The organism is Streptomyces sp. NPDC096012 (assembly GCF_040426375.1).
Taxonomy (GTDB): Bacteria; Actinomycetota; Actinomycetes; order Streptomycetales; family Streptomycetaceae; genus Streptomyces.
Genome location: NZ_JBEOTD010000017.1, coordinates 118541 through 140600 on the forward strand (window position 1 = coordinate 118541; position 22060 = coordinate 140600).

Sequence of the window (22060 nt, forward strand, 5' to 3'; positions counted from 1 at the left end):
TGTGATCCACCACCGGCCTCAGCCGCCGCGGGCCGGCCCGGAGTCACGACGTGCCAACCACTACATGCATGCGAACCGCATCGCAGGGGGTTCTATGAGATCCAACCGCGCCAAGATGCGCGCTGTGAGCATGGCAGCGACACTGCCCATGATCGCCGGCGCGCTGGCGCTGGGCATACCCGCGGCGCACGCCGCGGACAGCCCCGCTCGTGACGCACTGAAGGGCACCAAGCCGCTGTGGGCCACGGCCAAGGCGGACAAGGGCGCTACCCCGAACAGCGCCCAGATCAAGGCCCGGGTCTACCTGGCGGGCCGCGACGCGGCCGGCCTCGCGGCGTACGCCAAGGCGGTGTCCGACCCGAACTCGCCCTCGTACGGCAAGTACCTGAGCGCCGGCAAGGCGCAGGCCCGCTTCGGGGCCACCAAGGCCCAGGTGGCCGCCGTCAAGTCCTGGCTGAGGTCGGCCGGTCTGACGGTCACCGCGGTCACCCCGCACTACGTCGCCGTCTCCGGTGACGTGGCCGCCGCCGAGAAGGCGTTCGGCACCCAGCTGCACAACTACGCCAAGGGCTCGAAGACCTACCGTGCCCCGGCGCGCAGCGCGACCGCACCGGCCTCCCTCCAGGGCGCCGTCCTGACCGTCACCGGCCTGGACAACGCCCCGCACAAGTCGGCCCACGACGACCAGCTGCCGCCCCCGGACGGCGTGTTCAAGAACGCCGGGCCCTTCTCGTCGTACTACGGCTCGAACGTCGCGACGACGCTCCCGGACGCGTACGGCCAGAAGATCCCGTACGCGGTCAAGGGCTACACCGGCAAGCAGCTGCGCGCCGCCTACGGCGCCGGCAAGTACACCGGCAAGAACGTCCGTGTCGCCATCACGGACGCCTACGCCTCTCCGACGATCGCCTTCGACGCGGGCAAGTACGCCCAGAAGAACGGCGACGCGGCCTGGAGGACCAGCCAGCTGCACCAGGTGCTGCCGGCCCAGTACACCAAGACCAAGGAGTGCGGGGCGGCCGGCTGGTACGGCGAGGAGACCCTCGACGTCGAGGCCGTGCACGCGGTCGCGCCGAACGCGGACGTCACCTACGTGGGCGCCGCGTCCTGCTACGACGACGACCTGCTCGACTCGCTCAGCAAGGTCGTCGACAACCACCTGGCCGACATCGTCTCCAACTCCTGGGGCGACATCGAGGCCAACCAGACGCCGGACCTCGCGGCCGCCTACGACCAGGTCTTCCAGCTGGGCGCCGTGCAGGGCATCGGCTTCTACTTCTCCTCCGGTGACAACGGCGACGAGGTCGCCAACACCAAGGTGAAGCAGGTCGACACCCCGGCCAACTCGGCGTGGGTGACCGCGGTCGGCGGCACCTCGCTGGCCGTCGGCAAGGGCGACACGTACCAGTGGGAGACCGGCTGGGGCACCGAGAAGGCGACCCTGTCGGCCGACGGCAAGAGCTGGAACGGCTTCCCGGGCGCCTTCACCTCGGGCGCGGGCGGCGGCACCAGCAAGACCGTGCCGCAGCCGTACTACCAGAAGGGCGTCGTCCCGAAGGCGCTGGCCACGGCCAACAACGCCGCGGGCAACCGCGTCGTCCCGGACATCGCGGCGATCGCCGACCCGAACACCGGTTTCCTGGTCGGCCAGACCCAGACCTTCCCGGACGGCTCGCAGCAGTACAGCGAGTACCGCATCGGCGGCACCTCGCTGGCCGCCCCGGTGATCGCGGCGGTCCAGGCGCTGGCCCAGGAGGCGCGCGGCGGCACGGCGATCGGTTTCGCCAACCCGTCGATCTACGCCAAGGCCGGCAAGACGGGCGTCTACCACGACGTCACCGACAAGCCGACCGGCAAGGACCTGGCCGTCGCCCGCGTGGACTTCGCCAACGGCGTCGACGCGGCCGACGGACTGCTGTACTCGGTCCGCAGCCTCGGCAAGGACAGCTCGCTGGCCGCGGTCAAGGGCTACGACGACGTCACCGGCGTGGGCTCGCCCGCGGACGGTTACGTGTCGTCCTTCGCGAAGAAGCACTGACGCTGCGCTGAGCGGTTGAGCGAACGGGGCGTGGGGCCCACCCGGACCCCACGCCCCTTTGCGTCACTCCGACTTGAGCGAGGCGACGAAGGGGGCCCAGGCGGTGGCGGAGAGGAGGAGGGCGGGGCCGTGGGGAGCCTTGGAGTCGCGGACGGGGACGAGCCCCGGGACGTCGTCGGCGACCTCGACGCAGTTGCCGCCACTCTCATTGCTGTAGCTCGACTTGCGCCAGAGGGCGGCGCCGGGGAAGTCGCCGGCGATCTCGACGCAGTTGCCGCCGTCACCGTTGCTGTAGCTGCTCTTGAACCAGAGCGCATCACTCAAGTCGATCCGGGTGCTTGGCATTTCGGTAGTCCTCTGCGGCGGCCTTGATCATGGCGAGGGACGTGTCTGGTGCCAGCGCGACGGCCCTCAGCCGATCGTATGCCTTGCGGTACTGCTTCACGAGGGATCATCAACGGTGACACCGCCGTATGAGGCTTCCATGGACCGGCCCTTCCGGCGGGTCAGCGGTGCAGCGCCCCGGACTCCTCCGGCAGGTGGGAGGTGACCACCCGGCCGGCCGACGGAGTCTCCCGGCGCCGGTCCACCGCGTACGCCACGCCCGCCACGCCCAGGCCCAGGACGGCGAGGGCCGCTCCGGTGAGTGCGGGGGACGTCACGCCGAAGCCGGCCGCGAGGGCCAGGCCGCCGATCCAGGCGCCGCCGGCGTTGGCCAGGTTGAAGGCCGCCTGGTTGGCGGAGGAGGCCAGGGAGGGGGCCGCGGCGGCCTTCTCCATGACCATCAGCTGGAGCGGGGAGCCGGTGACGAACGCCGCCATGCCGAGCAGGGTCACCGCCACGGCCGCGCTCCACTCGGCGCGCATCAGCAGCGGGAAGAACGCGAGTACGACCGCCAGCGACGCCAGGCCGCCGAAGAGCGTGCCGCGCAGGGAGTGGTCGGCGAGGCGGCCGCCCAGCAGGTTGCCGGCGGTGGAGCCCACGCCGAAGAGCGCGAGGAGCAGGGTCACGTTCGCCTCGGCGAAGCCGGCGGAGTCCGTCAGCATCGGGGTGACGTAGCTGTAGGCCGCGAAGAGGGCGCCGAAGCCCGCCACCGTCGTGCCGAGGGCCAGCCAGACCGGGAGCGACTTCAGGGCGGCCAGTTCGCCGCGCAGGCCGGTCGCGGAGGCGTGGGTGTGGTCGCGCGGGATGAGCAGGGCCAGGGAGGCGATCGCCACCAGGCCGATGACGCTGACGCCCAGGAACGTGGCCCGCCAGCCGAGGTGCTGGCCCATCAGCGTGGCGACGGGTACGCCCGCGACGTTGGCGACCGTCAGGCCGAGGAACATCAGCGACACGGAGCGGGCCTTGCGCTCCGGCGCGACCATGGTGGTGGCGACGACCGCGCCGACACCGAAGAAGGCGCCGTGCGGCAGGCCGCTGACGAAGCGGGCGGCCAGCAGGGAGCCGTTGCCGGGGGCGAACGCGGACAGCGCGTTGCCGACGACGAACAGGGCCATCAGGGCGATGAGCACCGTGCGCCGGGACATCCGGGCGGTCACGGCGGCCAGCAGCGGGGCGCCGATGACGACGCCCAGCGCGTACGCCGAGACCAGGTGCCCGGCGGCGGGGATCGAGATGTGCAGGTCGTCCGCGACGTCGGGGAGCAGCCCCATCATCACGAACTCGGTCGTACCGATGCCGAAGGCGCCCACGGCGAGGGCGAGCAGGGCCAGGGGCATGAAGGGCCTTCCAGAGAGGGTGGTGCCGTACAGATTCGCGGTATGTTCCCGTACGGAACAAAGCCTCTCGGGCCCAGTATTCCAGAGGGTTACGGCAGGGTTGCCGTTGTGGCGGTCCTCACGGGCGCGGCTGTGGGGTGTCTCACAGCTTCACGCGTGCCGCCACCGGCAGATGATCGCTGTTCGTGCGCGGAAGCGTCCAGGAGCTCTCCGGCTCGACGCCCTTGACCATGATCTGGTCGATCCGCGCCATCGGGAACGACGCCGGCCAGCTGAAGCCGAAGCCGCTGCCCGCCGCACCCTGGGCGGAGCGCAGTTGCGAGGTGACGGCGTTGAGGGAGCGGTCGTTCATCGTGCCGTTGAGGTCGCCGAGCAGGACGACCCGCTTCAGGGTCTCGTCGGCGATGGCCTCCCCGAGCGCGTCGGCGCTCTCGTCGCGCTGCCGGGCCGTGAAGCCGGCCTCCACCTTCACCCGCACCGAGGGCATGTGCGCCACGTACACCGCGACCGGGCCCCGCGGGGTCGTCACGGTGGCCCGCATCGCCCGCTTCCAGCCGAGCCGGATGTCGACGGCCCGGACGTCGGCCATCGGGTACTTGCTCCACAGCCCGACCGTGCCGACGACGGCGTGGTACCGGTACGCCGGCGCGAGCGCCTTCTCGTAGACGGGCAGGTCGGAGGCAGGCAGTTCCTCCAGGGCCAGCACCTGGGCGCCGGACCCGGCGACGTCGGTCGCGGTCGCGGCCGGGTCGGGGTTGTCGGCGTTGACGTTGTGGGTGGCCACCATCAGGTCGCCGCCGGTGCCGGTCTTGTCACCCAGCAGCCCCCCGAAGAGATTCAGCCAGACGATCGCCGGGAGCAGGAGCGCGATCAGCGCGGTCGCCGACCTCCGGACCAGGGCGATGACCAGCAGCACCGGGACGGCCAGGCCCAGCCAGGGCAGGAAGGTCTCGGTGAGGCTGCCGAGGTTGCCCAGCCGGTTGGGGATGCGGGAGTGCACCAGCATCACCAGGGCGAGCAGCAGGCCCAGTACGGCGACGACGATGCCGCGGCGCCAGATGCGCGGGTCGCCGCGCCAGCCGCCGAGCAGCCGGTGCGCCAGGCGTCGAAGCCGGGATCCCGGTCGCTCGGGACCCGAGCCGCCGTTGCCCGTCTCCGTCATGTACGCCTGCTGCGCCATACCGTCTGCCTCACTGCCTGCCGTGCACACCGTTCGTCCCCGTGTTCTTCCGACCCTAGGGGATGATCGGTGCCGATCCCGCCGTCCCATGACGGCCGTACGGAAGACAAGGACGAACGAAGCGCGGCCGGGAGTTCCGGTCATCCCCCGGTCGGGCGGGGTCTGTGACGAAACGTGCACATCAGTGCGACGAGGCTGTCGAGCTGACGGGCCGTAGGCCTTCCAGCACCGTGTCGACGATCCGCTCCGCCAGGTCGTCGGGCAGGTCGGCGTCCGGGCGCATGATGGTGCGCACGAGCATGGGACCGACGAACATGTCGTTGGCCAGCTCCAGGTCGACGTCCGGCCGGATCTCGCCGTTGTCCCGGGCGCGGCGCAGCACCTCCATCGCCATGACGCGCCGGGGCGCTATGACGTTGGCGTGATAGGCCGCCCAGATGCGGGGGCTGGACTTCATCTGGGCGTACACGTTGTGCAGGATCGCCGACGAACGGCTCACGAGACCGCGCTGGCGCAGGGACTCCAGCATGGCGACGAGGTCGTCGCGCAGGGAGGTGCCGGGGAGCACCGGGTCGGGGGGTTCCGCGGCGCGTACGACGTCGACGAACAGCTCTTCCTTGCCGCTCCAGCGGCGGTAGATGGTGGCCTTGCCGACCCCGGCCGTGCGCGCGACCCGCTCGATGGACAGCTCGGCGAGGGGCACGCCCTCTTCCAGGAGCTTCACCACGCCCTCCACGATGGCGCGTTCCACGGCTTCACTGCGCGGCCGGCCCCGCGCCGGTACGACCGGTCGCGGGCGGCTGTCGGCAAGACTCACGTCGATCCGTCCTCTCTCGTGCTGCGGGCATTGTCCCGCAGCCGTCTCCTTCCCCCGTGGAGTTCCGCCGGACCGTCAGTCGGTGGCGCCGACCAACTCCTCTTCCTTCCTGCCCTCCTGACCGGCCGGCGGCTTGCCCGGCAGGAAGAGGAAGGTCACCAGGGCGCCGACCAGCGCGACGCCCGTACCGCACAGGGCGGTGATGTGCATGGCGTGCAGGAACGCGTCGTCGGCCGGGGTGATCAGGGCCCTGCCCCGCGGGCCGAGCTTCTCGGCGATGCCCAGGGTGGCCTCGATGGACTCCGCGGCGGTGTCGCGCAGGCCCGGCGGCAGGGCGCCGAGCCTGCCCTCGATGCCGTTGCGGTAGGAGGCGGCCAGCACGGAGCCGAGGACGGCGATGCCGAGGGCGCCGCCGACCTGGCGGAAGGTGTTGCTGAGCGCGGAGGCCGACCCGGCCTTCTCGCGCGGCAGCGCCTGCATGATGACGACCGAGGTCGGCGTCATGATGTGCGCCATGCCGGTGCCCATCAGGAAGAAGACGACCTCCAGCAGCCAGATCGGCGTGTCGGCCTCGAAGGTGGCGAACACGGCCAGCGTCACCGCGATCAGCACCAGGCCCGCCGTGGTCGTCGCCTTGTTGCCGAACCGGTCGACCAGCAGCCGGGCGCGGGGCGCGAAGATCAGCTGGGCGACGGCGAGCGGCAGCATCAGCACACCGGACTCCAGCGGCGAGTAGCCGCGCACGCTCTGGGTGTAGAAGACACCGAAGAACGTGACACCCATCAGCGCGAAGAAGACCAGCGCGATGGCGCTCATGGCGGCCGAGAAGACCTTGTTCCTGAAGTAGCCGACGTCCAGCGACGGGTGGTCGCTGCGCTTCTCGAAGATGACGAAGGCGGCCAGGACGACGATGCCGGCGATGATGGTTCCGAGCACCTTGGCGTCGGTGAAGTCGGCCAGCTCGCCGCCCTTGATGATGCCGTAGACCAGCAGCACGAGGCCGACGACGGACAGGACGACGCCGACGGGGTCCAGCCGGCCGGGACTGGGGTCGCGGGAGTCGGGCACCAGCCAGACCATCAGCGCGAGCGCGACGATCACGATCGGCACGTTGACGAAGAAGACGGAACCCCACCAGAAGTGGTCGAGGAGCGCGCCGCCGGTGATCGGGCCGATGGCGATGGCGAGGCCGACGCCGCCGGCCCAGATGCCGATGGCCTTGGGCTGCTCCGCGCGCTCGAAGACGTTCATCAGCACCGCGAGGGTGGCGGGCATGACGAAGGCGGCACCGAGGGCCATCAGGGCGCGGTAGGCGATCAGCTGGCCCGGGGAGCCGGACTCGGCGGCGAGCGCGGAGCCGATGCCGAACACGGCGATGCCGCCGAGCAGCACCTTCTTGCGGCCGAGGCGGTCACCGACGAGGCCGGCGGTGAACAGCAGTCCGGCGAAGACGAGGGTGTAGGCGTTGATCGCCCACTCGATCTGGCTCTGGCTGGCGCCGAGACCGGTCGGCGCCGGGGTGGCGATGGTCTTGATGGCGACGTTCAGGATCGAGTTGTCGAGCACCACGATCAGCAGGCTCAGCATCAGCACGCCGAGAATCGCCCAGCGGCGCCGGTGTACGGCTTCCGGTATCCGGGGGGCAGGGACGGAACTTGTCATGCCGCCGAGCCTACGATCATTTCGATACGGAACCGTCTCGTATCTTAAGTCTTTACCAAGGCCTTACACGACTTTCGGCCATGGCCGGGGATCACAGGGGCCCCCTCTGGCCCTCACTGGCACGAGGTGCCACCATGGAGACGATCCGGGGACGCCGTCAGGGCGCCTCGAGATGACTGAAGGAGCCGTTGCCATGACGCAGCTTTCGGCTGCCCAGAACAAGCCCTCCGACGGCAGCAAGGCGCTGTACGGGGGGAAGGGCACGCGCCGCATCACCGTCCGCGACATCGCCCTCGCCAAGGAGCGGGGCGAGAAGTGGCCCATGCTCACCGCCTACGACGCGATGACCGCCTCCGTCTTCGACGAGGCCGGCATCCCCGTGCTCCTCGTCGGCGACTCGGCGGGCAACTGCCACCTCGGCTACGAGACCACCGTGCCCGTCACCCTCGACGAGATCTCCATGCTCTCGGCGGCCGTCGTACGCGGAACGCAGCGCGCGCTGATCGTCGCCGACCTGCCCTTCGGCTTCTACCAGGAGGGTCCGGTGCAGGCGCTGCGCTCGGCGACCCGGCTGGTGAAGGAGGCCGGGGTCGGCGCGGTGAAGCTGGAGGGCGGCGAGCGCTCGCACGAGCAGATCAGGCTGCTGGTGGAGGCCGGCATCCCGGTCATGGCGCACATCGGCCTGACCCCGCAGTCCGTCAACACCATGGGCTACCGCGTGCAGGGCCGCGGCGAGGAGGCGGCGCAGCAGCTGCTGCGGGACGCCAAGGCCGTGCAGGACGCGGGTGCCTTCGCGGTCGTGCTGGAGCTGGTTCCCGCGGAGCTGGCGGCCGAGGTCACGCGGATCCTGCACATCCCGACCGTCGGCATCGGCGCCGGGGCGGAGACGGACGCGCAGGTGCTGGTGTGGACCGACATGCTCGGTCTGACGCCCGGCCGGGTGCCGAAGTTCGTCAAGAAGTACGCGAACCTGCGTGAGGTCATGGGCACCGCCGTGAAGGAGTTCGCGCAGGACGTCGTCGGCGGCACCTTCCCGCTGGAGGAGCACGCCGTCCACTAGGCCATCGCGGAAACACCGGGCAGCCCGCCGATCATCCCCCGTCGGCGGGCTGCCGGCGTTCCGGGACTGGCGCCGACTGCCGGCTCCGCCGAGCCGGTACCCGCGCCGCCGCCCTCCCAGCACACGCCTCGCGCGCTGCCGGCTCCGCCGACCCGGTACCCGCGCCGCCGCCCTCCCAGCACACGCCTCGCGCGCTGCCGGCTCCGCCGGGCCGATACCCGCGCCGCCGCCCTCCCGGGACCCCGCACGCGCCGCCGCCCCGCACGCGCCGCCGCCCTCACGAGGGCCGGCCGCGGGCCACCGGGGCCGCGGGCCACTGGGGCCGCGGGGCCGTCCGCCGACAGGCCGCCGACAAGCCCGCCGACAGCCTGTCGGCGGGCTTGTCGGTGCTCTGTCGGTGGTTTGTCGGTGGCACCTGACATCTTCTCCGTCATGACGCGAATCGACGACAACCCCGCCGGCGCCCACCACGCCGTGTCCGTTCGGGGGCTGGTCAAGCACTACGGCGAGACCAAGGCACTGGACGGTGTCGACCTGGACGTGCGCCAGGGCACCGTGATGGGTGTGCTCGGACCGAACGGCGCCGGCAAGACCACCCTGGTGCGGATCCTGTCCACCCTGATCACCCCGGACGCCGGGCAGGCCACCGTGGCCGGCTACGACGTCGTACGGCAGCCGAGGCAGCTGCGCCGGGTGATAGGGCTGACCGGACAGTACGCCTCGGTGGACGAGAAGCTGCCGGGCTGGGAGAACCTCTACATGATCGGCCGGCTGCTGGACCTGCCCCGCAAGGAGGCCCGCGCCCGCGCCGACGAACTGCTGGAACGGTTCTCCCTCACCGAGGCGGCCAGGCGCCCGGCCAGCACGTACTCCGGCGGTATGCGCCGCCGGCTGGACCTCGCCGCCTCGATGATCGGCCGCCCGGCCGTGCTCTACCTGGACGAGCCGACCACCGGACTCGACCCCCGCACCCGCAACGAGGTGTGGGACGAGGTGAAGGCGATGGTCGGTGACGGCGTCACCGTGCTGCTCACCACCCAGTACATGGAGGAGGCCGAGCAGCTCGCCTCCGAGCTGACCGTCGTGGACCGCGGCAAGGTGATCGCGAGCGGCCGCATCGAGGAGCTGAAGGCCCGGGTCGGCGGCCGCACCCTGCGGGTGCGCCCGGTGGACCCGCTGCAGCTGCGCCCGCTCGCCGACATGCTGGACGAGCTGGGCATCACCGGACTCGCGGCCACCACCGTGGACACCGCGACCGGCACGCTGCTGGTGCCGATCCTCAGCGACGAACAGCTGACCGCGGTGGTCGGCGCGGTCACCGCTCGCGGCATCACGATCTCCTCCATCACCACCGAACTGCCCAGTCTGGACGAGGTGTTCCTGTCGCTCACCGGCCACCGTGCCAGTGCCCCGCAGGACGCCACGCCCGCCGAAACCCGCGAGGAGGTCGCCGCATGAGCGCCGCCACCATCACGTCCGGCAGCACGCCGGGCGACGCCCGTATCCCGCTGCGCGGGCATCTGCGGCACACCGGAGCGCTCGTCCGGCGCAACCTGCTGTGGATCCGGCAGGACCCGGAGTCGATGTTCGACGCGATCCTGTTCCCGGTGATCTTCACCCTGCTGTTCGTGTACGTCTTCGGCGGCTCGATCGGCAAGGCCATGGGCGGCGGACAGGACGAGTACGTCCAGTACATCGTGCCCGGCCTGATGGCCATGATGGGCATGAACATGGCCCAGGGCGTGGGCACCGGCTTCAACCAGGACTTCAACTCCGGTGTCATGGACCGCTTCCGCTCCCTGCCCATCGGCCGCGGTTCCGTGCTCTTCGCGAAGATCGCGGTGGAGCTGATGCGGATGCTGTTCGCGACCACGGTGCTGATGGTGGTCGCCGTCCTCGTGGGCTACGACATCCATCACTGGAGCGGTCTGCTGGCCTCCGTGGGGCTGTCCGTGGTGTTCGGCTCGTCCCTGATGTGGGTGTTCCTGACGCTCGGCGTGATCATGAAGAACGCGCAGTCCGTGCAGGCCATGGGCTTCCTGGTGCTGATGCCGCTGCAGTTCGGCTCGTCGATCTTCGCGCCGACGGCCTCGATGCCGGGCTGGCTGCAGAACTTCACCGACTACAACCCGCTGTCCGCGCTGGCCGACACCGCGCGCGGCCTGATGGAGGGCGGCCCGGTCGCGCACGACCTGTGGGTGACGCTGATCTGGTCGGTCGGGCTCACGGCGGTGATGGCGCCGGTCGCGATCCACAAGTTCCGTACGAAGAGCTGACCCGCGCCGGTTCAGAGCAGGGCGGTGGCCTCCGCGAGGGAGAGGCCACCGCCCTCGGCGTACGCGGCCTCGTACGCGGCCTCGTCGAGCCGCTGCCGGATCCGGGTCTCGGTCAGCTCCACGCCCAGGCGCTCCATGCGGTTCAGGGTGTGGCCGGCCGGCAGCAGGGCGGCCGCGGCGGACAGGCAGCGGGCGGCGTCACGGGCGCGGTCGCCGTCGTCGAGGGCGGTCAGGGCCATCGCCCCGACGGCGAGGCAGAGCGAGGGCAGGTGCGGGGTGATCGCCTCGGTGAGGGGGTCGGCGGCGAGCCCCAGGGCTCGGCGGACCTTCTCCAGGGACTTCTCGCCCTGGCGCTCGACGGCGTCCATCAACGCCTCCTGGCACAGGATCAGCGCGTCGAACACGACGAAGTGGGAGATCTTGAACTCCTCGCGCAACAGCCGGAGTTGCTCGCGCGCCTCGGGGACGCGGCCGCTCAGCCCCAGCCAGCAGGCGAGGAAGAGCCGGGCGGCCGGCATCCCCTCGTTGTGCGTGCCCTCCTCGCTCGCGATGACGTCGCGGAGCAGCCGTTCGCCGCGCTCGGTGTCACCCGACTCCAGATAGGCGCTGCCGAGCCGGGCGCGGAGCACGGCGACCTGGGCGCGGGCACCGAGGCGGGTGGCGTGGTCGATGGCCGCCGTGTAGTCGGCGGCCGCCTCCTGGTGGGCGCCCTTGCGTTCGTGGGCCTCGCCGCGTGCGGACAGCGCCTCGGCGGTGCCCCACTCGTCGCCGAGGCGGCGGTAGATCCGCAGGGCCTCGTCGGCGTCCCGGAAGGCCGCCTCCGCCGAGTCGGTGCGGTTGGCCAGCAGGTTGGCGCGCATCTGCAGACAACCGGCCAGCTCCCACTCGAAGCCGGGGGTGTCCCGGCAGGTCCGCACGGCGGCGTCGATGATCGCGATCAGCCGTTCCGCACCCCGGGTGAGCATCTCCGCGAAGAACCAGGCCATGCCGGGGGCGCGGCAGGCCTGCGGCAGACCGGGCTCGTAGACCTGCGTGATCACGCGCAGCTTGGCCTGCGCCTCGGGGGTCTGCCAGGCCTCCAACTCGGTGTCCATGCAGGCGAGATGGGCGAGATGGAGACTGCGCCGGGCCTCGGCGAGGAGTTCGCCGGTGAGCGGGGGCGGGGTGTCGGTGCACCGCTGCCAGACCGGCCGGGCCTTGCGGACCGGCTCGGTGAACGGGTCGGGGCCGAGCGCCATCACCTCCTGGGACCAGCCGCGGCACTCGATGCGCAGATCGCGCATCTGCCAGTACCAGGCCAGGGACAGCACCAGGGACAGCCCCTCCTGCTCGTCGCCCAGGGCGACGGCGTGCCGCAGCGCGGTGCGCAGGTTCTCGTACTCCAGCTGGAACCGCTCGATGGCGGCGCGCTGCTCGGAGCCGCGCAGCAACGGATCGGTGGTGCGGGCCAGTTCGCGGTAGTACGTCAGATGGGCGCGCTCGGCCCCGGCGCGGCCGCCGGTCTCGTCGAGCCGTTCGGCGGCGTACTCGGCGACGGTCTCCAGCAGCCGGTAGCGCATGGCACCGTCCCCCGACGGGGCGGCCACCACGAGGGACTTGTCGACCAGGGAGCCGAGCGCGTCCAGCGCGACCGGGCCGCACACCGCCTCGGCGGCGGCCAGGTCGCAGCCGCCCGCGAACACGGACAGCCGCGACAGCACGTCCCGTTCGTCCGCGTCCAGCAGGTCCCAGGACCAGTCCACGACGGCGCGCAGGGTCTGCTGGCGGGGCAGCAGGGTGCGGCTGCCGGAGGTGAGCAGCCGGAAGCGGTCGTCGAGCCGGTCGGCTATCTGCCGGGGGGTGAGCATGCGCAGCCGGGCGGCCGCCAGTTCGATGGCCAGGGGCAGGCCGTCGAGGCGCCGGCAGATCTCGGCACAGGCCCCGGGATCGTCCTCGACGCGGAATCCCGGCCGGGCCGCCGCGCCCCGCTCGGCGAGCAGCCGCAGCGCGACCGGCTCGGGCAGCGGCTCCACCGGCCGCACCAGCTCCCCCGGCACCCCGAGGGGCTCGCGGCTGGTGGCGAGGACGGTCAGGTCCGGGCAGCGGGCCAGCAGGCGCTCGGTCAGCCGGGCGGCCGCCTCTATCACGTGCTCGCAGTTGTCCAGGACGATGAGCATCCGGCGCCGGGCGCAGTGCTCCACGAGCCGTTCGACGGGGTCGTGCCGGTCGGAGACCGCGCGCATGCCCTCGACGCCGGCGCCGTGCAGCACGGTCTCGCGGGCGCCGATCGCGGTGAGCACGGCCTGCGGTACGGCGTCCGGGTCGTCCACGGGGGCCAGTTCGGCCAGCCACACCCCGTCCCGGGCGGTGTGCCGTACCGCCTCGGCGGCCTCCTGGGACAGCCGGGTCTTCCCGGCGCCGCCGGGACCGAGCAGGGTGACCAGGCGGGCCGTGGCGAGATCGGCGCCGATCGCCTCGATGTCGGTCTCCCGGCCGACGAAGGAGGTGAGCCGGGCGGGCAGGTTGCCGATGCGGGCCGCGGCCTCCGGGTCCGGGGGCGCCCCGTTCAGTAGCTCGGCGTGCAGGGCGCGCAGTTCGGGGCCGGGATCGGAGCCGAGCCGGTCCGCGAGCAGCCGGCGTACGTCCTCGTACCCGGCGAGCGCCTGGGCGGGGCGGCCGGCGTCGCGCAGGGCGCGCAGCCGCAGTGCCTGCAGCGGCTCGTCCAGCGGGTGGCCGTCGCACAGCGCGGTCAGCTCGGGCAGCGACTGCTCGGCCTGTCCGAGGGCGAGGGCGGCGGCGTGCCGGGCGCGCAGCGCGTCGAGCCGGCGGGTCTCCCAGCGGGCCGCCTCGGCGGTGTGGCCGGGCAGGTCGGCGAGGGCCGGACCGTGCCACAGGGCGAGGGCGTCGTCCAGGAGGACGGCGGCCTTGGCCGGGTCGCCGTCGGCGAGGGCGCGCAGTCCGTCGCCGGTGAGCCGTTCGAAACGGGTGAGGTCGACGTCGTCGGGGGCGGCGGTGAGCCGGTAGCCGCCGTCGACCGAGGCGACGCGGTCCGCGCCGAGGGTCCGCCGCAGCCGGCCGACGAGCGCCTGCAGCGCACCGCCGGCGTCGGCCGGCGGATCGGTGTCCCAGACCTCGTCGACCAGCACGCCGACCGGGACGGTCCGGCCGGCCCGGAGCGCGAGCACGCAGAGCAGGGCACGCAACCGCGCCCCGCCGACCGGGACGGTCGTGCCGTCGGGGCGGATTGCCTGAGTGGTGCCGAGCAGCCGATAGCGCACGGGGTCCATTGTCTCCGGAGCCTTCAACGCCGCTCACGGGGCTCGGTGGTCCGCCCGGTCCCCGCGACGACCGGCCGCGCGGCCGCCTCGTCCCCCACCGCGAACCGGGTGCCGCGGCTCTCCGGCTGCCAGGCCTCGTGGAACACCCTCATCCGTGCCATTGCTTCACCTTCCAGGAACCGGACGGCCGTCGCGAGAGGTTTTCCCCTCGTGTGCGCGGCCGGTACGGTCGCAGTCCCCGTCCGTTCCCGGAACCCCAGGAGTCCGCCCATGGCCACCGCCACCACCCGCCACGGCGATCGGCGGGTCAGTCCCGTGTTCGTCGGAATCCTGGCCGTGACGGCGGTGACGGGATGGGCCACCTGGACGGAGTTCGCCGCCCAGCCGGGCATCGCGGTGTTCCTCTTCGTGACGGCGGCCTGGGTCGTCTCCCTGTGCCTGCACGAGTACGCCCACGCCCGCACCGCCCTGCACAGCGGGGACATCTCGGTGGGCGCCAAGGGGTATCTCACGCTGAACCCGCTGAAGTACACGCACGCGCTGCTGAGCATCGTGCTCCCGGTGCTGTTCGTGATCATGGGCGGGATCGGTCTGCCGGGCGGCGCGGTGTTCATCGAGCGCGACCGCATCAGGGGCCGCTGGCGGCACAGCCTGATCTCGGCGGCCGGCCCGCTGACGAACGTGCTGTTCGCGGCCGTGTGCACCGCGCCGTTCTGGCTGCACGCGCTGGACGGCGTGCCCCGCGACTTCCGGTACGCGCTGGCCTTCCTCGCCCTGCTCCAGGTGACGGCTGCCCTCCTGAACTTCCTGCCCGTGCCCGGCCTGGACGGTTACGGCGTGCTCGAGCCGTGGCTGTCGTACCGGGTGAAGCGGCAGGTGGAGCCGTTCGCGCCGTTCGGTCTGCTGTTCGTGTTCGCGCTGCTGTGGGTGCCGTCGATCAACAGCGCGTTCTTCGACGTGATCGACACGCTCCTGCGCGGTCTGGGGATCGACGTGCGCGACCAGTACTGCGGACAGCAGCTCTACCGGTTCTGGCAGGGCACCGACCAGTACTGCGCGATCAGCCCGTGACGGACCCGCCCCGGGCCGCCCCGGCCTTGCCGCGCTTGAAGTAGTACCAGGTCATGTTGGACGTCAGGCCCGCCAGCAGCACCCAGACGATCCCCAGCCAGCTGCCCTGGACGAAGGAGACGACCGCCGCGGCGACGGCGAGGACACAGACGATCAGGGTGTAGAGGGCGATGCGGGGCATGGGGGCCGGCTCCTTGCGGGGGACACTGCTACGACGACCAGTGTCCCCCATCGCCGGGCAGGGCTCACACGTCGGTGAGGCGCAGCCCGGCGTGTGCCTTGTAACGGCGGTTGACGGAGATCAGGTTCGCGACGAGCGCCTCGACCTGGTGGGCGTTGCGCAGCCGGCCCGCGTAGACACCCCGCATGCCGGGGATGCGCCCGGCCAGCGCCTGCACGATCTCCACGTCGGCGCGCTCCTCGCCGAGCACCATCACGTCGGTGTCGATCTGCTCGATCTCCGGGTCCTGGAGCAGGACGGCCGAAAGGTGGTGGAAGGCGGCGGTGACCCGGGAGTCCGGCAGCAGGGCGGCGGCCTGCTCGGCGGCGCTGCCCTCCTGCGGCCGGAGGGCGTAGGCGCCCTTCTTGTCGAAGCCGAGCGGGTTGACGCAGTCCACGACGAGCTTGCCGGCCAGGTCCTCCCGCAGGGACTTCAGCGTGTCGCCGTGGCCCTCCCACGGTACGGCGACGATCACGATGTCGCTGCGGCGGGCGGTCTCGGCGTTGTCGGCGCCCTCGACGCCGTGGCCGAGTTCACCGGCGGCGGCCTGCGCCCGCTCGGCGGCCCGCGAGCCGATGATCACCTTCTGGCCGGACCGGGCCAGGCGGTAGGCGAGGCCCTTGCCCTGGGGTCCGGTGCCGCCGAGCACGCCGACGACGTACCCGGAGACGTCGGGCAGGTCCCAGGGGTCCTTGGCGGGGGCCTTCTGTGCGTTGTCGGTAGAGGTCATGGACCCGACTCTACGTGCGTCGCGGGACCGGCACCGGCGCTCACCAGCAGGCGCACGGGCACCCGGCGGAAGGTGATCGTCTCGTAGGCGCCGAAGTCGCCCGTCTCGTAGAGGAGCCCGACCGTGTCCCGGTCGACGCGGACCAGGTGGGAGTAGGCGGCGGGCGGTCCGTCGACGGTGTGGGCCGTGCGCCGGGTGGTGCCGCCGTCGGCGGAGGCGCAGGGTCGTCAGGGCGCGGGCGGCGGGGCGGCGGGGCCGCGAACAGGAGCAGGTCGGGGTCGCGCAACGGGAGGACGGCGGCCTCGCAGACCGGTGCGGTCAGCCCGGCCTGCGGCCGGAATATCCCTCGCGCCCCCGCCGTAAGGGGACGGTCGCATCGGCCATCGGGCGGCTCCTCGTTCGGGGCGATGACGGGTCACCGTCCCCAGGTCGGGCGAATTCGGGGTGAACTCGGCGTCACAAGTGCCCGATTGCGGCAGGATGCGGGCCCATGGACGCCGTACGGGTCGCATTGCTGCGGGAAGTGCTCGCCGGGACCGAGTGGGTGGGGGCCACCCGGAGGTTCGCCGGGCTGCTGCGCGGGTCGGTGGTGGCGCACGGGGGCGGGCTGCTGCTGGTGGGCACGCCCGAGTACGAGCCCTGGCACCTTGCCGCACACCTGGTGGACGAGGCGGCCTGGTCGGGCACGCCGGAGCTGAAGCCGACGCTCGTACGGCATCACGGGCGCCCCGCCGACCCCGCGCACCTGGCGGTGGGGCCGGGCCGGATCGCGGCGGCGCGGCGCGGCGAGACGCTGCTGGTCGTGGCGCCCGAGGAGCCCGCGGCGCTGCTGGAGCGGGTGCACGACGCCAGGCGGGCCGGGGTGACGGTGCTGGCGCTCGGCGCGGGCGGCGGCGATCTGGCCGCGATGGCCCACGACACGCTGGCGGTGCCTCAGGGGGCGGAGCTGGACCTGGACAGCGTGCAGCACCTGGTCAGCGCGGCGGCCGGAGAGAACGCGGGCTCTCCGAGGGCCCGGCGGGGCTTCCGCGACCGCCTGTCCCGGCTGGCGGAGACGCTGACGGCCCCACCGCCCGCCCCTTGGTGACGACACGGAGGACCTGCGGAACGACGCCACGGCACCCCCTGCGGACAGGGCACGGGCGGGTGCGGCGCCAACGTCGGCGCGGGGCATGGGGCGGGCGCGGGACCGGTGTAGGCGTAGAGGCCGGTGTCGGCGCGGGACCGGTGTAGGCGTAGAGGCCGGTGTAGGCGTAGAGGCCGGTGTAGGCGTAGAGGCCGGTGTAGGCGTAGAGGCCGGTGTCGGCGTAGAGGCCGGTGTAGGCGTAGAGGCCGGTGTAGGCGTAGAGGCCGGTGTCGGCGCGGGCATGGGGCGGGCGCGGGGCCGGTGTCGGCGTAGGGACCGGTTGTCCGGATGGGGGCCGTCGGCACGGGGTCGCCTCGGCGTCCGGGCCCACTCGGCGTGCGGGTCGCCTCGGCGTCCGGGCCGCCTCGCCCGTGCGGGCCGCCTCGGCGTCCGGGCCACCTCGGCGTCCGGGCCACCTCGCCGTGCGGGCCGCCTCGTTGTGCGGGCCGCCTCGTTGTGCGGGCCGCGTCGGCGTGCGGCCCCGGAAATTCGGTTGCCCGGGGGCGGCGGGCGGTCGAGCATGCGTCGGTGACCCGTGCTCTGCTGCCCGACCTCTCCCCCTGGAAGGCCTCCGTCGATTTCCGGCGGCTCTGGAAGTCGGGGCTGATCAGCGGCTTCGGCAGTTTCCTGACCTTCGTCGCGCTCCCCGTGCAGCTGAAGGACCTCACCGGCTCGGCCGCCGCCGTGGGCGCGATCGGCGCCGTGGAGCTGCTGCCGCTCATCGTGTGCGGGCTGTACGGCGGCGCCCTGGCCGACGCCCTCGACAAGCGCGGGCTCATCGTGTGGACCGAGGCGGGCCAGGGCCTGCTCAGTGCCGCTCTGCTGCTGAACGCCCTGCTCCCGCACCCCGCGGTCTGGCCGCTGTACGCCGTCGCCGCCCTCTCCTCCGCCCTGGTCTCCGTGCAGCGCCCGGCGCTGGACTCCCTGTGGCCACGGATCGTCGCCCACGACGACATGCCGGCGGCGGCCTCGCTGAACTCGCTGCGCTGGACCGTCGGCGGAGTCGCGGGCCCCGCGGTCGCGGGCGTGGTCGTCGCCTACGCGGGGCTCGGCTGGGCGTACGCGGCCGACCTGCTGACCTTCGCCGTCTCGCTGGCGTACATCGCGCGGATCGCCCCCTCGCCCGCGTCCCAGGAGGCCGCGAAGCCCTCGCTCGGGGCCATCGCGGAGGGCGCCCGGTACGCCTGGGGCCGCAAGGAGCTCCTCGGAACCTACGCCGTCGACCTGGCGGCGATGTTCCTGGCCATGCCGCTGGCGGTGCTGCCGTTCCTGGCCGATGAACTGAACGCCGACTGGGCGCTCGGGCTGATGTACGCGGCCCTGCCGGCCGGGGCCCTGGTGGTCAGCCTGACCAGCGGCTGGACCTCGCGGGTACACCGGCACGGGCTGATGGTGGTGCTGGCGGCCGCCGGCTGGGGGCTGGCGGTGGCGGCGGCCGGCGTCTGCGGGAACGTGTGGCTCGTCCTGCTCCTCCTGACCGTCGGCGGCGGTTTCGACATGGTCAGCGGGGTGTTCCGGGCCGCCATGTGGAACCAGACGATCCCGGACGAGCTGCGCGGCCGGCTCGCCGGGATCGAGCTGCTGTCGTACTCGGTCGGCCCGCAGCTCGGCCAGGTCCGGGCGGGCGGTCTCGCCGCCTGGGCCGGGGTGCGGGCGTCGGTCTGGTCCGGCGGGCTGGCGTGCGCGGGCGTCATGGGCCTGCTCGCGCTGTGCCTGCCCGGCCTCATGAGGTACGACGCCCGGACAAACGAGCACGCGGTACGGATGCGGCGACGGCGCACCGCCGGGGCGGAGGACGCCGCCGCGGAGAGCGTCGGCTGATCAGTCGGGGTCGCTGTCGCCGGGCCCGGACACGTCGTGCCAGCGTGGGTCGTTCTCCCACTCGAGGTTGCGCTCGCGCGCGATCTCCAGCGCGGCCTGCGCCTCCTCCCGGGACGCGTACGGTCCGAAGCGGTCCTTGCCCGGGCAGTTCGGGCCCTCCTCGACCGTCCTGTGGTCCAGACAGTAGAACCACTCACCCGGCTTGCCGGCGGTGCGCTTCTTGAACAAGGCCATGGGCAGCTCCTCTCGCCACCGACATGTTCCCCCAATGTCCGCTCGATAGACTCGCCGGCATGTCTGGCCAGTCGCTGCTCGTACCAGGGGAGCTGTCCCCCATCCGTTCCGTCCCCGGCAACATCCGCCGCCCCGAGTACGTCGGCAAGCCCGCGCCGGCGCCGTACACCGGGCCGGAGGTGCAGACCCCCGAGACCATCGAGGCCATGCGGACCGCGGGCCGGATCGCCGCTCGGGCGATGGCGGAGGCCGCGAAGATCATCGCGCCCGGCGTCACCACGGACCAGCTGGACAAGGTCGCCCACGAGTACATGTGCGACCACGGCGCCTACCCGTCCACGCTGGGCTACCGCAGCTTCCCCAAGTCGCTGTGCACGTCGGTCAACGAGGTCATCTGCCACGGCATCCCGGACTCGACGGTCCTCAGGGACGGCGACATCGTCAACCTGGACGTCACCGCGTACATCGGCGGGGTGCACGGCGACAACAACGCCACCTACCTGGTCGGCGAGGTGGACGAGGAGTCGCGGCTGCTGGTCGAGCGCACCCGCGAGTCCCTGAACCGCGCGATCAAGGCCGTGAAGCCCGGCCGGCAGATCAACATCATCGGCCGGGTCATCGAGTCGTACGCCAAGCGCTTCGGCTACGGGGTGGTCCGTGACTTCACGGGTCACGGGATCAACTCGTCGTTCCACTCCGGGCTGATCATCCCGCACTACGACAGCCCGCACGCGACGACGGTCATCCAGCCGGGCCTGACCTTCACGATCGAGCCGATGCTGACGCTGGGCACCCACGAGTACGACATGTGGGAGGACGGCTGGACGGTCGTGACGAAGGACCGCAAGCGGACCGCGCAGTTCGAGCACACGCTGGTGGTGACGGACACCGGCGCGGAGATCCTGACCCTGCCGTGACCGCGGCCGAGCCCGCCCCCTGCCGGGGCGGGCTTTTTCTTGTAACCTCTTACCGACAGCATGTCGGAAAAGTTGCCGACACGGGGTCGGAACGTTTCCGGTACGAGGTCGCCGAAGGCGCCGGCCCGGGTACACCCGCAATGGATGTGGTCATGGACTCCTTCTCGTCCCTCATCCGCACCGCGTCGCACGAGCAGCACGTGGCCGCGGAGACCACGACGTTCATGAGCGATCTGCTCGGCGGCCGGCTGGGCGTGGACGCGTACGCGCGCTACACCGAGCAGCTGTGGTTCGTCTACGAGGCCCTGGAGGGCGCGGTCGGGCGGCTGGCGGCGGATCCGGTGGCCGGGCCGTTCGTCCGGCGGGAGCTGCTGCGGCTGCCCGCGCTGGAGCGGGACCTGGCGCACCTGCGGGGTTCGGACTGGCGGCAGGGGCTGAGCGCCCTGCCGGAGACCCGGGCGTACGCGGACCGGGTCCGCGAGTGCGCCGAGGGCTGGCCGGGCGGTTACGTCGCCCACCACTACACCCGCTACCTCGGCGACCTGTCGGGCGGTCAGATCATCCGCGACAGCGCGGAGAAGACGTGGGGTTTCGCCAGGAAGGGCGACGGCGTCCGCTTCTACGTCTTCGAGGAGGTCGGCAACCCGGCCGCGTTCAAGCGCGGCTACCGGGAGCTGCTGGACGGCATCCGCGCCGACGACCTGGAGAGGCAGCGGATCGTGGGCGAGTGCAAGCGGGCGTTCGCGCTCAACACGGCCGTCTTCCGGGAACTGGGCGAGGAGTTCCCGCTGTCCGCGTGAGTGCCGGACGCGATCGGGCCCCCTCGGCGCGCGGGAGCCGCGCCGAGGGGCCCGTTCGGGTCAGCGCAGGTAGTCGCTGCAGTGGGCGCCGCTCCAGGCCGCGTGGTTGTAGGCGGAGTTGAGCTCGCCGGCGTACGGGCTGCAGACGGCGTCGTCGTCCTCGTGGACGTCGTGGTTGGCGGCACTGGCCGTCGTCGCGCCGGCGGCGGCAAGGGCGGCGGCCAGGACGGTCGCGGCCAGGACGGAACGGATGCGCATGGTGCTCCTCTCGGGGAGGCTGAGTGGTCACGCGAGAGGTCCCCGTTCGCCCGCACCCGCACACGCGGGTCCACCCGAACGGAGCCCATATCACCACCCGGGCGCGCGCGCACGTCGTCATCGCTCCAGGACGACCCGGCCGCCGACCTCGACCCACCCGTGCGGCTGGGGAGCCGTGAGGATCTGGGATCCGGCGCCCTGGGTGATGTTCAGCGCCCGGCCCAGCCGGTCGGTCAGCAGCAGCGCGGCCGCACCCGTCGCCTCGTCCTCCTCGATGCCGTCGCCGCGGCCGGGGAAGGCCCGGGCCCGCACCCGGCCCGCCGCCTCGTCCTGCCAGGCCCAGGCGTAGATCCACTCCCCCGGCGAAGGCACCTCGAGGGCGTCCACCTCGGCGGCGCTCGCGTACCGGCGCAGGGTGCGCGGCGGGACCCATTCCGCGCGGGCCTCGATCCAGCTGAACTCGCCGTCGAGCCGGGCGCCCACGACCCCGGCGGGGGTGACCAGTTCGGGCACGTCCAGCAGCCAGGCCGTGCCGACGCAAGGGTGGCCGGCGAAGGGCAGCCGCTGTGTGGGCGTGTAGATGTCGATCACCCCGCGCTCGGGGTCGTCCACGAACACGGTCTCGCTGAAGCCGAGCTTGGCCGCCAGCGCCTGCCGGTCCTCCCGCCCGGGCAGTACCGAGCCGTCGCGGACGACGCCGAGTTCGTTGCCGTAGCCGCCGTTCGGTCCGCAGAAGACACGGAGCACGTCGTAGTCAGTCACCGGTGCATTGAAACATCGCGGTGCGGGCCGCTGAGAGCTGAATCACCGCCCCGGGGGGTATTGGTGAGGTAAGCCTCATGTAAGTTAGGGCAGCCTCACCATCTCGTCGC

The 22060-nt window shown here is 72.3% G+C and carries 21 protein-coding genes and 1 pseudogene; 9 read left to right on the top strand and 13 right to left on the bottom strand.

The window, feature by feature from the left end; all coding sequences use genetic code 11:
• Positions 1 to 94: 94 nt before the first annotated feature.
• Positions 95 to 2038: a S53 family peptidase gene (locus ABVB68_RS18720; protein ID WP_503006176.1), complete on the top strand. Its 1944-nt coding sequence runs from the start codon at positions 95 to 97 to the stop codon at positions 2036 to 2038.
• A gap of 63 nt (positions 2039 to 2101) precedes the next feature.
• Here ABVB68_RS18720 and ABVB68_RS18725 read toward each other — a convergent pair whose 3' ends face one another.
• The 5 genes from ABVB68_RS18725 to ABVB68_RS18750 all read right to left on the bottom strand — a co-directional run bounded on the left by ABVB68_RS18725 (position 2102) and on the right by ABVB68_RS18750 (position 7418).
• The gene (locus tag ABVB68_RS18725) at positions 2102 to 2383 is read right to left on the bottom strand and encodes a DUF397 domain-containing protein (protein ID WP_353602196.1); all 282 of its coding nucleotides are present in this window, start codon (positions 2381 to 2383) and stop codon (positions 2102 to 2104) included.
• Positions 2384 to 2544: 161 nt separating this feature from the next.
• On the bottom strand, positions 2545 to 3759 hold the full coding sequence (locus ABVB68_RS18735; RefSeq protein ID WP_353602197.1) for an MFS transporter: 1215 nt from the start codon (positions 3757 to 3759) through the stop codon (positions 2545 to 2547).
• A gap of 142 nt (positions 3760 to 3901) precedes the next feature.
• Positions 3902 to 4939: an endonuclease/exonuclease/phosphatase family protein gene (locus ABVB68_RS18740; RefSeq protein ID WP_353602198.1), complete on the bottom strand. Its 1038-nt coding sequence runs from the start codon at positions 4937 to 4939 to the stop codon at positions 3902 to 3904.
• A gap of 181 nt (positions 4940 to 5120) precedes the next feature.
• Positions 5121 to 5756 (bottom strand): TetR/AcrR family transcriptional regulator, encoded by a 636-nt coding sequence (locus ABVB68_RS18745; protein ID WP_353602199.1) that lies wholly within the window; start codon positions 5754 to 5756, stop codon positions 5121 to 5123.
• A gap of 75 nt (positions 5757 to 5831) precedes the next feature.
• Positions 5832 to 7418, bottom strand: coding sequence for an MFS transporter (locus tag ABVB68_RS18750; RefSeq protein WP_353602200.1), 1587 nt, complete (start codon positions 7416 to 7418; stop codon positions 5832 to 5834).
• Positions 7419 to 7611: 193 nt separating this feature from the next.
• Here ABVB68_RS18750 and panB point away from each other — a divergent pair, with 193 nt between their 5' ends.
• From panB to ABVB68_RS18765, 3 genes are all read left to right on the top strand, one after another.
• The gene (gene panB, locus ABVB68_RS18755) at positions 7612 to 8478 is read left to right on the top strand and encodes a 3-methyl-2-oxobutanoate hydroxymethyltransferase (RefSeq protein ID WP_353602201.1); all 867 of its coding nucleotides are present in this window, start codon (positions 7612 to 7614) and stop codon (positions 8476 to 8478) included.
• 432 nt (positions 8479 to 8910) lie between these two features.
• Entirely contained in the window at positions 8911 to 9936 is a 1026-nt protein-coding gene (locus ABVB68_RS18760) for an ATP-binding cassette domain-containing protein (RefSeq protein WP_353602202.1), read from the top strand.
• Positions 9933 to 10754, top strand: a complete 822-nt coding sequence (locus tag ABVB68_RS18765) for an ABC transporter permease (protein ID WP_353602203.1) — start codon at positions 9933 to 9935, stop codon at positions 10752 to 10754. Before ABVB68_RS18760 ends, ABVB68_RS18765 begins: the two co-directional genes overlap by 4 nt.
• An 11-nt stretch (positions 10755 to 10765) precedes the next feature.
• Here ABVB68_RS18765 and ABVB68_RS18770 read toward each other — a convergent pair whose 3' ends face one another.
• A complete protein-coding gene (locus tag ABVB68_RS18770) occupies positions 10766 to 14020 on the bottom strand; it encodes an AfsR/SARP family transcriptional regulator (RefSeq protein ID WP_353602204.1) in 3255 nt (1084 codons plus the stop codon).
• Between the two features lie 14 nt (positions 14021 to 14034).
• Positions 14035 to 14172, bottom strand: a complete 138-nt coding sequence (locus tag ABVB68_RS18775; RefSeq protein WP_353602205.1) for a hypothetical protein — start codon at positions 14170 to 14172, stop codon at positions 14035 to 14037.
• A gap of 109 nt (positions 14173 to 14281) precedes the next feature.
• Between ABVB68_RS18775 and ABVB68_RS18780 the strand changes: the two genes are divergently transcribed.
• Entirely contained in the window at positions 14282 to 15082 is an 801-nt protein-coding gene (locus tag ABVB68_RS18780) for a site-2 protease family protein (protein ID WP_353602206.1), read from the top strand.
• Here the strand turns inward: ABVB68_RS18780 and ABVB68_RS18785 are convergent.
• The 3 genes and pseudogenes from ABVB68_RS18785 to ABVB68_RS18795 form a co-directional block, all read right to left on the bottom strand.
• A complete protein-coding gene (locus tag ABVB68_RS18785) occupies positions 15072 to 15314 on the bottom strand; it encodes a hypothetical protein (RefSeq protein ID WP_503006177.1) in 243 nt (80 codons plus the stop codon). The two genes, ABVB68_RS18780 and ABVB68_RS18785, sit on opposite strands and share 11 nt — an antisense overlap.
• A gap of 13 nt (positions 15315 to 15327) precedes the next feature.
• Positions 15328 to 16032: an NADPH-dependent F420 reductase gene (npdG, locus tag ABVB68_RS18790; protein ID WP_353602208.1), complete on the bottom strand. Its 705-nt coding sequence runs from the start codon at positions 16030 to 16032 to the stop codon at positions 15328 to 15330.
• Positions 16029 to 16372, bottom strand: a pseudogene (locus ABVB68_RS18795) (hypothetical protein); the annotation flags it as partial. The gene npdG and the pseudogene ABVB68_RS18795, both read right to left, overlap by 4 nt.
• Positions 16373 to 16522: 150 nt before the next feature.
• On the opposite strand from ABVB68_RS18795, the gene ABVB68_RS18800 reads away from it, so the two are divergent.
• Both ABVB68_RS18800 and ABVB68_RS18805 read left to right on the top strand, forming a co-directional pair.
• Positions 16523 to 17119 carry a hypothetical protein gene (locus ABVB68_RS18800; protein ID WP_353602209.1) on the top strand — a complete coding sequence of 199 codons (597 nt, stop codon included), beginning with the start codon at positions 16523 to 16525 and terminating at the stop codon, positions 17117 to 17119.
• Between the two features lie 567 nt (positions 17120 to 17686).
• Entirely contained in the window at positions 17687 to 18979 is a 1293-nt protein-coding gene (locus tag ABVB68_RS18805; RefSeq protein WP_353602210.1) for an MFS transporter, read from the top strand.
• On the opposite strand, the gene ABVB68_RS18810 is transcribed toward ABVB68_RS18805, so the two are convergent.
• Entirely contained in the window at positions 18980 to 19213 is a 234-nt protein-coding gene (locus tag ABVB68_RS18810) for a hypothetical protein (protein ID WP_353602211.1), read from the bottom strand.
• A gap of 59 nt (positions 19214 to 19272) precedes the next feature.
• Between ABVB68_RS18810 and map the strand changes: the two genes are divergently transcribed.
• Positions 19273 to 20130 carry a type I methionyl aminopeptidase gene (gene map, locus ABVB68_RS18815; RefSeq protein ID WP_353602212.1) on the top strand — a complete coding sequence of 286 codons (858 nt, stop codon included), beginning with the start codon at positions 19273 to 19275 and terminating at the stop codon, positions 20128 to 20130.
• 152 nt (positions 20131 to 20282) lie between these two features.
• Entirely contained in the window at positions 20283 to 20930 is a 648-nt protein-coding gene (locus ABVB68_RS18820; protein WP_353602213.1) for a biliverdin-producing heme oxygenase, read from the top strand.
• Positions 20931 to 20990: 60 nt separating this feature from the next.
• Here ABVB68_RS18820 and ABVB68_RS18825 read toward each other — a convergent pair whose 3' ends face one another.
• A complete protein-coding gene (locus tag ABVB68_RS18825; protein ID WP_353602214.1) occupies positions 20991 to 21188 on the bottom strand; it encodes a hypothetical protein in 198 nt (65 codons plus the stop codon).
• 117 nt (positions 21189 to 21305) lie between these two features.
• Positions 21306 to 21950: a PhzF family phenazine biosynthesis protein gene (locus tag ABVB68_RS18830; protein WP_353602215.1), complete on the bottom strand. Its 645-nt coding sequence runs from the start codon at positions 21948 to 21950 to the stop codon at positions 21306 to 21308.
• Between the last annotated feature and the right edge of the window lie 110 nt (positions 21951 to 22060).

Excerpts from the sequence above, each read along its gene's own strand:
- ABVB68_RS18800 (WP_353602209.1), top strand. The coding sequence starts at position 16,523 with ATGGACGCCGTACGGGTCGCATTGCTGCGGGAAGTGCTCGCCGGGACC.
- ABVB68_RS18750 (WP_353602200.1), bottom strand. The coding sequence starts at position 7,418 with ATGACAAGTTCCGTCCCTGCCCCCCGGATACCGGAAGCCGTACACCGG.
- ABVB68_RS18820 (WP_353602213.1), top strand. The coding sequence starts at position 20,283 with ATGGACTCCTTCTCGTCCCTCATCCGCACCGCGTCGCACGAGCAGCAC.
- ABVB68_RS18775 (WP_353602205.1), bottom strand. The coding sequence starts at position 14,172 with ATGGCACGGATGAGGGTGTTCCACGAGGCCTGGCAGCCGGAGAGCCGC.
- ABVB68_RS18785 (WP_503006177.1), bottom strand. The coding sequence starts at position 15,314 with ATGGGGGACACTGGTCGTCGTAGCAGTGTCCCCCGCAAGGAGCCGGCC.
- ABVB68_RS18740 (WP_353602198.1), bottom strand. The coding sequence starts at position 4,939 with ATGGCGCAGCAGGCGTACATGACGGAGACGGGCAACGGCGGCTCGGGT.
- map (WP_353602212.1), top strand. The coding sequence starts at position 19,273 with ATGTCTGGCCAGTCGCTGCTCGTACCAGGGGAGCTGTCCCCCATCCGT.
- ABVB68_RS18825 (WP_353602214.1), bottom strand. The coding sequence starts at position 21,188 with ATGCGCATCCGTTCCGTCCTGGCCGCGACCGTCCTGGCCGCCGCCCTT.
- ABVB68_RS18725 (WP_353602196.1), bottom strand. The coding sequence starts at position 2,383 with ATGCCAAGCACCCGGATCGACTTGAGTGATGCGCTCTGGTTCAAGAGC.
- npdG (WP_353602208.1), bottom strand. The coding sequence starts at position 16,032 with ATGACCTCTACCGACAACGCACAGAAGGCCCCCGCCAAGGACCCCTGG.
- ABVB68_RS18810 (WP_353602211.1), bottom strand. The coding sequence starts at position 19,213 with ATGGCCTTGTTCAAGAAGCGCACCGCCGGCAAGCCGGGTGAGTGGTTC.
- ABVB68_RS18720 (WP_503006176.1), top strand. The coding sequence starts at position 95 with ATGAGATCCAACCGCGCCAAGATGCGCGCTGTGAGCATGGCAGCGACA.
- ABVB68_RS18770 (WP_353602204.1), bottom strand. The coding sequence starts at position 14,020 with ATGGACCCCGTGCGCTATCGGCTGCTCGGCACCACTCAGGCAATCCGC.
- ABVB68_RS18760 (WP_353602202.1), top strand. The coding sequence starts at position 8,911 with ATGACGCGAATCGACGACAACCCCGCCGGCGCCCACCACGCCGTGTCC.
- panB (WP_353602201.1), top strand. The coding sequence starts at position 7,612 with ATGACGCAGCTTTCGGCTGCCCAGAACAAGCCCTCCGACGGCAGCAAG.
- ABVB68_RS18765 (WP_353602203.1), top strand. The coding sequence starts at position 9,933 with ATGAGCGCCGCCACCATCACGTCCGGCAGCACGCCGGGCGACGCCCGT.
- ABVB68_RS18735 (WP_353602197.1), bottom strand. The coding sequence starts at position 3,759 with ATGCCCCTGGCCCTGCTCGCCCTCGCCGTGGGCGCCTTCGGCATCGGT.
- ABVB68_RS18780 (WP_353602206.1), top strand. The coding sequence starts at position 14,282 with ATGGCCACCGCCACCACCCGCCACGGCGATCGGCGGGTCAGTCCCGTG.